General features: G+C 44.0%; 7 protein-coding genes and 3 pseudogenes. 8 read left to right on the forward strand and 2 right to left on the reverse strand.

Annotated elements, in window-relative coordinates; translation table 11 throughout:
* The first annotated feature begins 385 nt into the window (after positions 1–385).
* A pseudogene (mobI, locus tag DZ54_RS21055) lies at positions 386–827 on the forward strand (conjugative transfer protein MobI(A/C)).
* Between the two features lie 10 nt (positions 828–837).
* On the opposite strand, the gene umuC reads toward mobI, so the two are convergent.
* Together umuC and umuD are read right to left on the reverse strand one after the other, a co-directional pair.
* Positions 838–2106: a translesion error-prone DNA polymerase V subunit UmuC gene (umuC, locus tag DZ54_RS0111030; protein ID WP_025674114.1), complete on the reverse strand. Its 1269-nt coding sequence runs from the start codon at positions 2104–2106 to the stop codon at positions 838–840.
* A 7-nt stretch (positions 2107–2113) separates the two neighbouring features.
* Positions 2114–2562: pseudogene (umuD, locus tag DZ54_RS21060) on the reverse strand (translesion error-prone DNA polymerase V autoproteolytic subunit).
* A 653-nt stretch (positions 2563–3215) separates the two neighbouring features.
* Here umuD and DZ54_RS21065 point away from each other — a divergent pair.
* The 7 genes and pseudogenes from DZ54_RS21065 to DZ54_RS0111065 form a co-directional block, all read left to right on the forward strand.
* Positions 3216–4122: pseudogene (locus DZ54_RS21065) on the forward strand (3'-5' exonuclease).
* Positions 4123–4209: 87 nt separating this feature from the next.
* Complete coding sequence (locus DZ54_RS0111045) at positions 4210–4509, forward strand: hypothetical protein (RefSeq protein ID WP_025674116.1); 300 nt, start codon at positions 4210–4212, stop codon at positions 4507–4509.
* 317 nt (positions 4510–4826) lie between these two features.
* The gene (locus tag DZ54_RS0111050; RefSeq protein WP_025674118.1) at positions 4827–5792 is read left to right on the forward strand and encodes a WYL domain-containing protein; all 966 of its coding nucleotides are present in this window, start codon (positions 4827–4829) and stop codon (positions 5790–5792) included.
* 38 nt (positions 5793–5830) lie between these two features.
* On the forward strand, positions 5831–8851 hold the full coding sequence (locus DZ54_RS21070) for a helicase-related protein (protein WP_205619392.1): 3021 nt from the start codon (positions 5831–5833) through the stop codon (positions 8849–8851).
* Between the two features lie 101 nt (positions 8852–8952).
* A complete protein-coding gene (locus DZ54_RS25525; RefSeq protein WP_205619393.1) occupies positions 8953–9162 on the forward strand; it encodes a hypothetical protein in 210 nt (69 codons plus the stop codon).
* A 3-nt stretch (positions 9163–9165) separates the two neighbouring features.
* The gene (locus DZ54_RS0111060; RefSeq protein ID WP_025674120.1) at positions 9166–9852 is read left to right on the forward strand and encodes a DUF4391 domain-containing protein; all 687 of its coding nucleotides are present in this window, start codon (positions 9166–9168) and stop codon (positions 9850–9852) included.
* Between the two features lie 82 nt (positions 9853–9934).
* On the forward strand, positions 9935–10825 hold an 891-nt coding region (locus tag DZ54_RS0111065), incomplete at its 3' end, for a site-specific DNA-methyltransferase (RefSeq protein WP_025674121.1).

Here is a 10825-nt window from a genome sequence, read left to right on the forward strand (position 1 = left end):
CAATCTATGAGCAGGCAAAAGCCAAGCATCCTGAGCGCTGGGCTAGAGAAACACGTGACTGGACGCCTGTTAGTACAGTCACGCTAAATCCAGGAAACCCAGAAGATAATCAACAAGGCGGTCAAAAAAGAGCCGCTTAATTAGGAAATCTGGTCAACTACCTTGAAATCTACCGCTGGCCTGAACTCGCCAAACGGTTTGTATCTTCATGGCGATACGTCTTTTTAGGCGTTTTTAAGTGAAATCGGCCTGTATCCCTTGTCAGGTATGGGATTGCGCGAGTTGATTTATATCGAGACGCCAAATAGTGATTGTTACGGCAGTTTTACGTTTGGCGTTTCGATCCAAAAGCCAAACGGATAGTGGTTTTGGCTTTTGGGGTTAATTGGATGGGGAAATTGGTTTGGTAGAAATCGTCAATGAACAATGGAAATCAGAAGTATCAAATTTATTGCAGAAAGAAACGGACAGGCTAAAAGCGCTGGCACGAGCTGAAGTTGATGACTTTTGGGTTACCCATTACAAGGTTCGTGAGAATGAGCTTTAAGGACTTGGGGCTGCTTGGTGTCCGGTATCAGAGACTTTAAGTATGGCTTTGGCATAGAGTGTACATCAACAGTTTTCACGGTCAACGAGGCAAGCGTGTAGTCTTTAGTAAAGGACTGCGTATCTCAAAGACGAAGCTGAGATACGCATTTTTGGACTGCCAAGGTTTGGCCAAAGAATGGGAGCTAGCGCTGGCCATGGAGAAAGAGGAATTCTTCAGTGATGTTCGACGCCAAGTTGATAAGCTCAACATGCTGCGTCGCAGAGTGAATGCCTATTGAATCACCGGGTCTACTTCACTCGCGGTAATTGGTCCCAGCGTGTTGTATAGGCGGGAGACAAATGCTCTCGCTTCATCGACCAATCTTTCTTGAGTCCTTGTCCAGCAAAGAAAACCTTTCCGGCACCGCTTTGGTTAATGGTGTCCAATACAGACATTAACTGCTGGCTATTAGAGCGGGTCGATACTTCATCGAATAGTCCTGGTTGAAACATGCCGGGATCGTAAAAGTCAGACAGCATGACGCCCGCTTTGGCATAGCGAAATCCATCTTTCCAAATCCGCTTGAGTAAGTGATTGGCCAGCTCGATAAAATCCCGCGTGTCGCAACTGGGGATTAGCAATTCACCCGATGCAGAGTTGCTATATTGCGGCTCGTTGTCCTTAAAGGGGCTGGTTCGTATGAACACGGTCATCACTTTGGCTTGCTGCTGTTCTTTGCGTAGCTTTTCAGTGGCGCGGGTTGCGTATTCACATACAGCCTCATGTAACAATTCAAATTGCGTTACTTTTACGCCAAATGAACGGCTACAGACAATTTGTTTCTTAGTTGGTGGTATCTCTTCAAGTTCAATGCACGACTCGCCATTGAGCTCTCTGACAGTTCTCTCTAAAACCACTGAAAACTGGTCTCTGATGGCTCTAGGAGAGGCATTGGCTAGGTCTAGGGCTGTGGTGATACCCAAAGCATTTAATCGCTTTGAAAGCCGTCTACCAACGCCCCAAACATCATCAACTGGGACTAATGCGAGCAATCGACGTTGCCGATCTGGATTGGTCAGATCTACAACCCCTTGAGTGGCGGGATATTTCTTGGCGGCATGGTTAGCCAGCTTGGCGAGTGTTTTAGTCGGTGCAATGCCTACACAGACGGTGATCCCAATCCAGTGGTCAATGCGCTCTCGCAATTGTTGTCCGAACTCGACAAGAGATATGGCAGACTCAATACCGGTTAAGTCCAAAAACGCTTCGTCAATGGAGTAAACCTCTACTCGTGGTGCCATCTCTTCCAAAGTGCGCATCACTCGACTGCTTAAATCTGCATACAGCGCATAGTTGGACGAGAATGCCAAAATACCATGACGCTGCATGTCAGCTTTGATCTGAAAAACGGGTACGCCCATTTTAATACCGAGTAACTTGGCTTCACGCGAGCGTGCAACCACGCAGCCGTCATTGTTGGACAGCACCACAACCGGCGTATCTTTTAAATCAGGACGAAACAGCTTCTCACAACTGGCGTAAAAGTTGTTGCAGTCCACCAAGGCAAATACAGGCATGGGCTCGTCACGACTTGCGGCGCATATTTCGCACCACACTAGTGACCACACCAAAAATCTCTAACTCTGTCCCTTCAGGAATTGGGATAGCTCATACGCCTGGTTTTTTGGCAGCAACTTTACGCACGGCCTCAGTTGCAGCTCCTTTACCGTGAGTTCACCATGGATACCCGCGATGACAATGTCACCGTGTTCGGCTTGGACAGAGCGATCAACCACCAGAATGTCATCAGCGTGAATTCCAGCATCAATCATTGAATCGCCTTCAACGCGAACAAAATACGTGGCCGCGGGTCGCTTGATGCATAGATCGTTAAGGTCGAGGGTTTGCTCAACATAATCCTGCGCGGGTGAGGGAAAACCAGCAGAAACACGTTCCATGAACAATGGGATACGAAGGCGCTTGGTTTTGATGAAGGCAAGTGCGCCGCTACGGCCTATCAGCGAGACACTCATGACGAACCTCGAAAAATGACAATTATTACTGTTTATTTGCACAGTATAAATGCTATGCTGATTTCTACAAGTAAAATTGTAGGTAAAACTGTAGTTGTTCGAGTAAGACGTTGTGTTGTGGGTGATTTCTTTTTTGTGTTGAAAAGCTTGATGTGGGGGATCGCTCGCCCTCGTCAAAGCCTGCAAGGCTTGGACAATACTGCTTCTGCCTACTGCTCTTGTTTCTGTTACTGATCCTGTTACTGCTACTGGTTGACGCATGGGTTTGGTAACTGTCAGACAAGGCTTGTTGAACCCTTCGCAAAGGGTTTAAAAACAGTTAGTAAAATTCTGCTTCGTATTGAATTTACTGGCTTAAAGCGAAGCCAGGAGCATCATTAAAATGCTCAGTCGAACTTAGTTCAAGCCTTTTGCAACCGTTTGAAAAGGGGTTGGTTAAGCCATACGTAAAGGGTATCGGTAAGGGTTACCTAAACGGTTTAGCTAAGGCTTTCTGAAAGGCTTAGCCAAAGCCTTCATACATGGGTTCACCCAGTAGAAAGATTAAAAAAACGCTGAGGTATCCAAGGTGCATTTTGTACAAATGCGTTTATAAACGAACAGGCACAGTGAAATAACCCAAAGCGAACAATAGAATTGAAGAGGAACCATCAATGACAAGAGCCCCAGCGCCATTTCCGCTAGAGCGCCTCGCGGATATCCCAGAAAGACCAGAAGATTTTAGATTGCTGGAGCGTATTCCATTAACGCGTGAGCCGCAGTCTTGGCCACTTGAACTTTCTCCTATGGTCGGTGATGAACAGCCAATGGTGCTGCTCGATACAGAGACAACCGGACTGTCTGCCGATGATGAGTCCATTATTGAGCTTGGTATGGTTAAGGTGCTTTACAGCCCCTCGGCAAAGCGGATTGTGTCGATTGTTGATGTGATCAGCCTGTATGAAGATCCCGGTAAGCCAATCCCCGAGCTGATCACCGAGTTAACCGGTATCACCGATGATATGGTGCAAGGCCAGCGCATTGATGATGCACTGGGTTGCGAGTTGGTTATCCGATGATCCGCTGGTAGTTGCGCACAATGCACAGTTTGATCGTCCTTTCTTTGAAAAGCGGTTTGCGGCATTAGGACATCTATCTTGGGCCTGTTCAGCCAGTGGCATAGATTGGAAGGCGCTGGGTTTTGAAAGTCGAAAGCTTGAGTACCTGCTACTTCGCTTAGGTTGGTTCTATGAAGGACACCGAGCTGCAACCGATTGTTTGGCGATGGCCTGGTTGTTTCATTTGTTGCCCGAGTCCGTTGCAAACTTGTTGTCTGAAGCAGACAGGCGAACTGTGTTAGTTCGTGCGTTTGGTGCGCCGTTTGACGTAAAGGACTATTTAAAAGAGCGCGGTTACCGCTGGCATGACGGTGTTAAAGGTGCCAACAAACATTGGTGGCGCGAAATCAGCGAAGACGAGTTGCCGCAGGAACAAACTTACCTGGATGATTTGTACCATCGTGGCTCAGAACATGCCCACTATGACTACAAAGATGCCCGCAATCGATTTAAAGCTTTGTAGCTCTCTACAAGGTAAGCCTTGCATATTTGAAAACCTCTGGAAAATGGAAAGTGAACTCATGGTTTAACCAACAAGAGGAATCTTTCCATGTACCAAGACACCTACATTGAATACTGGGGCGAAATCTTCGTCTCTGCCCGCATCATTGAATTTGGCATCACGTTCGAGCGCTTTCTTAAAGATCCATGGAAGCACTTGATGTCCTGTGGCCAAGAGTCTGCCCCAGACGCGATTGCTGAAGGGATGCGGCCATTGCTGCCAGCCCAGGCAGAAGTTGCCAGGCGCATTCGGGAAAGTGAGCACCGAGCCCTGATGTCCACAGACTCGGAAAAAGGGAAGTCTCAAAGCAGTAACATCGTGGTGCCACTGGTTCGGGTAGCGCATTGATAGCGGCTATCAGCAATGACACAAAACAAGGCCTTCACGCCCATAACTGAGCGGCAATTGCAATCAAGATCAAAAAGTTGCCGCTTAGTCTTCCCTACAAAATAATTTGTGATAGGATGATACCTAATAAAATTAATTAGGTTGAGGCCTATTCAGTGTTTTATGGCCATCTGTCCAGCTTCAACCGGTAGAGATTGCTAAGTCACTGCGGATGAAGAGCAGCATTGAGTGATGCTTTTCAATGTGATTTCGCGATGTCGGTCCTTACTTTATAAACAGAGTTTTAAGAAACTGGTTGAATTGGATAAACAAGACGCATGACAAATGATGGTCTGAAACAAACGGTAGCAGCGAGTTCACTCGCTAAAGAAGGCGCGAAAGGAAAGCCAGATAGGCTTTCGCAGATAGCGCAGTTGCCACAAGCAACCAGGGATCGCATTGCCCACATCGATTTCACCTTATTGTTTAAGGGAGAAGCGGTACGGGCGGATTTAGTTGATCGCTTCAGCATAGCCGCTGCACAAGCAACGAAAGACTTCACAATGTACCGAGAGCTTGCACCAGGCAACATTGAGTATGACCAAAAACTCAAGTTGCATAAGCGCGGTGAAGCATTTGAACCCTTGTTCGACTATGACGTTGTGAGAACACTGGCAACCATCAGTCAAGGTTATGGAGATGGCTTCACTGGAAAGGTAAAACCTCCTCTTGCGTGTGAAGCTCCTTATCACCTTAACAAGCCGAGTCTATCGATAGTGGCAAAGGTCACCGAGGCCATCCACAAAGGCAAAGCTTTGAGCATCACTTATGTGTCGTTATCGAGCGGTGAAACAACGCGTGAAATTGTACCGCATACGCTGGTGGACAATGGCCTGCGTTGGCATGTTCGTGGTTTTGACCGCAAGCATGGTGAATTCCGTGACTTTGTGCTGACCCGCATTAAAGCAGCGGTTGTGATTGAGGATTCGACTTTGTCTGAAACGGAGCTCGAAACCCAAGACCGGCAATGGAATCGCTTTGTAGAGCTAGAGTTAGTGCCGCATCCTCGTATTGAGTACAGCGAAGCGATAGAGTTGGACTATGGCATGAAAGGTGGCGTTTTAAAGATTGAGATTAGAGCGGCAACGGCAGGCTATTTACTCAGACAATGGAATGTGGATTGTTCTTCCAACGCCACACTAAAAGATGGTGGAGCTCAATTGCATTTAAAGAACAGAGCAACACTTTATGGAGTTAAAAACATCATGCTAGCTCCAGGGATTGAAAAAGAACTTGGTAACTAATGCACAAAAACGAACTTTGGCGCAGGGAATAAATTTTGATGAAAATAATCGATAACCTTAACAACCTATTAGGTGACGAGCTTCAACAGACGCTGACACCGAATACAAAGTTAAAGATTGCTGCGTCTTGCTTTTCTATTTATGCGTATGAGGCTCTCAAAAAGGAGTTAGTGAAGATAGACTCACTTGAGTTCATCTTCACATCACCTACTTTTGTCGCAGATGAAGTTACCGATAAATTCAAAAAAGAAAAACGAGAGTTCTTTATTCCCAAAGCAGGGCGTGAACGCAGCCTTTACGGAACTGACTTTGAAATACAGTTAAAGAACAAGCTCACTCAAAAGGCGATCGCCAAAGAGTGTGCAAACTGGATCAGAAAGAAAGCGACATTCAAATCAAACAAAACTGATTCTCCAATGCAGTCGTTTGTTGTGACGGAAGCATCTAGACAGCAAGCAGATGCAATAAGTGCAGTTTTTGCTCCGATTAGCGGTTTTACGGCGGTTGATCTAGGGTATCAGCGAGGCAATGCTATTTCGAATTTTGTGCAAAAAATCGATGAGCCAAATTTCACAGCGCAGTACTTACAGTTATTCGACCAAATTTGGAAAGATCCTGCGAAGCTTCAAGATGTTACTAAAACCATTTGCGAGCATATAGAATCTGTCTACCAAGAAAACTCGCCCGAAAAAGTCTATTTCATTATTTTGTATAATATTTTTAATGAATTTCTTGATGATATTACAGAGGATGTATTACCAAATGATCGAACCGGCTATCAGGACACCTTGATTTGGAACAAGTTATTTAACTACCAAAAAGATGCCGCGACTGGGATTATCAATAAGTTAGAGACCTATAACGGCTGCATTCTGGCTGATAGTGTTGGTCTTGGTAAAACATTTACAGCGTTAGCCGTCATCAAGTATTACGAGCTCAGAAACAAATCTGTGCTGCTTCTATGTCCGAAAAAGTTAGCGGATAACTGGCTCAACTTTAATCGAAACTTAAAGACAAATATCTTTGCTAAAGACCGTTTTAGTTACGATGTTTTGTGTCACACAGATTTGAGCCGAACCTCAGGCGAATCCTTCGGTACTCCATTGAATAGAATCAACTGGGGTAACTATGACCTGGTCGTCATTGATGAGTCGCATAACTTTAGAAATAACGATGCAGTGAAAGATCGAGAAACCCGATATCAGAAACTGATGAATAAAGTTATTCGAGCTGGCGTGAAAACCAAAGTCCTAATGCTATCAGCGACACCAGTGAATAATAGATTTACTGACCTTAGAAACCAGCTCGCGTTAGCTTATGAAGGCGAGTCGAGCAATCTCACAAAGCATCTTAAAACCACAAAAAGCGTAGAACAGATCTTTAACCAAGCACAAGCCGCATTTAACGCTTGGTCCAAACTCGACCCAGAGACGCGAACAGCTAAAGCCATACTCGATGCCTTAGATTTTGACTTTTTTGAACTGCTTGATAGCGTCACTATCGCTCGCTCACGAAAGCACATCACAACATTCTACGACACAACAGATATTGGCCATTTCCCTGAACGTAACAAGCCAATCTCGTTTCACTGTCCGCTTACAACTCGTTCGGATGTAGTTAGTCTGAATGAGATCTTTGAACAGCTTAAGCTACTCAAACTATCTGTTTATGCGCCAGTGAGTTATATCCTCCCGAGTAGATTGAAGAAATACGAGGAGATGTATGACACGCAAGTTGAAGGCGGAAAAGGTAAGTTAAAGCAAAGCGACCGTGAAAAAAGTTTGGTTGCATTGATGACAACGAACCTTCTAAAGCGTCTTGAGAGCTCCGTATACTCGTTCAGAAGCACCTTGCAATCTCTCCATGATAACCATGTTCGTGTTCTAGGTATTATCGACGAATTCTATAAGCGAGACGGGCAAACCGAAGTTAGCAGTCTCGTTGAAGCGCTTGAGTCTATTGAAGCAGATGAAGACGATATGCCTTCTTATCACGATATGGAAATCGGCAACAAGATCAAAATCAAGCTGATGGATATGGATCTTCCATCCTGGCAGCAGGATTTAGATGGTGATTTGGAGCTGATCAAAGGGTTACTAGATTCTGTTCGCAAAATTAAGCCAGAAGAAGATGCTAAGTTGCAGCATCTAAAATCACATATTGCTGCAAAAATAAATAATCCGATAAATCCTGGAAACAGGAAAATCATCGTGTTCACGGCGTTTGCTGACACCGCTCAATATCTGTACGAGCAGTTGTCACCTGTGATGTTAAGCGAGCATAGAATCCATACTGCGATGATCACTGGTGGTGCCAGTTTACCTAAGACCACCTTAAAAACCGGACGAAAAGGTTACGACACACAAGAAGTGCTCACCTTGTTTTCTCCAGTTTCCAAATCGAAAGCCAGTGTATTACCTGACGAACCCGCTGAAATCGATTTGTTGATTGCTACAGACTGTATCTCTGAAGGGCAGAACTTACAGGACTGCGATTACTTAATTAACTTTGATATTCATTGGAATCCAGTTCGGATTGTTCAGCGCTTTGGGCGTGTTGACCGTATTGGCTCACCGAATAAATGCATTCAGTTAGTTAACTACTGGCCTGATATATCGCTTGATGAGTACATCAACTTAAAAGAACGTGTTGAAAGTCGAATGACGATTGTTGACGTGACAGCGACTGGTGATGATAACGTTCTAAGTAGTCAAGCGAATGATGTGTCGTACCGTAAAGAGCAGTTAAAGAAGCTGCAAGAAGAAGTCATCGAGCTTGAAGATTTAAAAACGGGGGTTTCTATCACCGATCTAGGTCTAAACGAATTTCGAATGGACCTGCTAAATCTAATGAAACTCTACGGCGAACCAAGAAACGCACCAAGTGGCATGCATGCGGTGGTTGAGGCTAAGCCAGAATTAGGGTTATTGCCTGGCGTGGTGTTTGCGCTGAAAAACGTTAATAACAGTATCGATAGAGATCTGCAAAACAGGCTCCACCCTTATTATCTTGTCTATGTATCGAATGAGGGCACATCGTCGCTAATCATTTTGAGGTAAAGAGACTATTAGATTTAATCCGAAGTAGCTGTAAAGGGCAAACAGCGCCGCTCAGTGAGATTTGTGCGTTATTTAATCGCCTAACACAAGACGGTCGAGATATGCAGCGTTACTCTCACCTTCTGACAGATGCCATAAAAAGCATGGTTGAAGTTAAGGAAGAAAAAGATATTGATAGTTTGTTTAGCGGTGGCGCTACCTCAGCTTTAGTGAATACATTTGCCGAGCTGGATGACTTTGAATTGCTAGCTTTTATTGTGATTCAGCAAAAGCAGTTCATTGATAACAGTGCTCAGGATGAGGTTAGCTAGTCTATGAACTCACCTTGGATATTTCCTGATAAAGCAAAGTTCGGTCGAGTCGTACCGAAGAACAAAATATACGAACACAGTGCGGCAAGCGCTGGGTTGAAGTCACTTTTTGTACAGCAAGTTGATCAAATCCTTTGGGCTTACAAGCTATCACCTAACACACTGAATATTCCTCACACTAGTGAGATCAGTGAAATACAGGTTATCAGTGTGAAGCTTAAAGGCGACGAAGTAGACAATAGCGTACTAAAAGCGATTGATTTGGCCATACCTTTTCCCATTTTGTTTGAGGTATGGGGGGCTAGTGGTGAACAAGGCCACTATGCCGCTTGCTATAAGCGTAAGGCAGAAAATGATCAGTCCCAATGGGTTTGTAGCCACTATCTACACTCAGAAATATTCAATTCCGGTGAAGCATTAACAGTGAATTCAGAAGTTTTGGGTTTGCCTACAGCAATCGATATGGAGGAGCTGTATCAAAAGCTTCTTGCTCGCTTGTTACCCATACCCAAACGAACCGCTGAGAGTATAGAAGAGGCTATTCAACGCCTGGAGGCAATTCAGGCATTGGAAAAGCAAATCGCGCAGTATAGAAAAAAGGTTCATGCTGAGAAACAGTTTAACCGAAAGGTTGAGCTCAATAAGCAGCTAAAGAATTTAAAATGTGAGATTGAAAAACTGCTCGCATAAAGAATACACAAATAGAGAATTTTAATCAGATAAATAGTGCCACATGCTTTTAATATAAGGCATCACGCAAAAGGTAAAAGACATGGATAAATTAAAGATGCATAGCCCCGATATGACGCAGAAAAACATAGCAAAAATTCAGGCGTTGTTTCCGAACTGCGTGACGGAGTCAATAGGGGTTGACGGAGAGCTAAAGCTAGCCATTGACTTTGACCAGCTTAAACAAGAACTCTCTGATTCCTTGCTTGAAGGAGATAGGGAACGATACCACCTCAATTGGCCGGGGAAAAGACAATCAATTGTATTGGCGAATTCACCAATAACTAAAACCCTAAGGCCTGATCTATCAAAAAGTGTCGACTTTGATAGTACAAGCAATATTTTCATTGAAGGTGATAACCTTGAGGCTATTAAATTACTACAAGATAGCTATCTTGGTAAGGTAAAAATGATTTTCATTGACCCGCCTTATAACACAGGTAAAGACTTTATTTACTCCGACAAGTTTAATAAAAGTTCAGAAGAATATTTCAGAGAATCTATGCAGGTCGACGAATTCGAGAACAAAATGGTATCGAATACAGAAACTAACGGACGATTCCATTCTGATTGGTTGAGCATGATGTACCCACGTTTGAAGTTATCAAGAAACTTTCTAACAGAGGACGGAGTTGTCGTTGTTCATATTGATGAGAATGAATACCCAAACTTGGAAAAGATTCTTTCTGAAATTTTTGGTGAAGAAAATAATTTAGGCACAATTGTTTGGGACAAAAGAAACCCTAAAGGTGATGCAACAGGTGTTGCTCAGCAACACGAGTTGATTTCTATATACTGTAAGAATAGGGACTATTTTAAGGAAAATGTGGAATTTAAAAGGCCAAAAGAAAACGCTTCAAAAATAATTGATAAAGCTTCTGAGTTGATACAGAGAAATTCCGGTGTAGTAGACGATAAAATTAGAACTGAATTT

The organism is Salinivibrio socompensis S35 (genome assembly GCF_000513715.1).
Lineage (GTDB): Bacteria > Pseudomonadota > Gammaproteobacteria > Enterobacterales > Vibrionaceae > Salinivibrio > Salinivibrio socompensis.

Bases quoted from the DNA above. Each gene is read 5' to 3' on its own strand.
- umuC (WP_025674114.1), bottom strand. From the start codon at position 2,106: ATGCCTGTATTTGCCTTGGTGGACTGCAACAACTTTTACGCCAGTTGT.
- DZ54_RS0111060 (WP_025674120.1), top strand. From the start codon at position 9,166: ATGAACTCACCTTGGATATTTCCTGATAAAGCAAAGTTCGGTCGAGTC.
- DZ54_RS0111045 (WP_025674116.1), top strand. From the start codon at position 4,210: ATGTACCAAGACACCTACATTGAATACTGGGGCGAAATCTTCGTCTCT.
- DZ54_RS21070 (WP_205619392.1), top strand. From the start codon at position 5,831: ATGAAAATAATCGATAACCTTAACAACCTATTAGGTGACGAGCTTCAA.
- DZ54_RS25525 (WP_205619393.1), top strand. From the start codon at position 8,953: ATGCAGCGTTACTCTCACCTTCTGACAGATGCCATAAAAAGCATGGTT.
- DZ54_RS0111050 (WP_025674118.1), top strand. From the start codon at position 4,827: ATGACAAATGATGGTCTGAAACAAACGGTAGCAGCGAGTTCACTCGCT.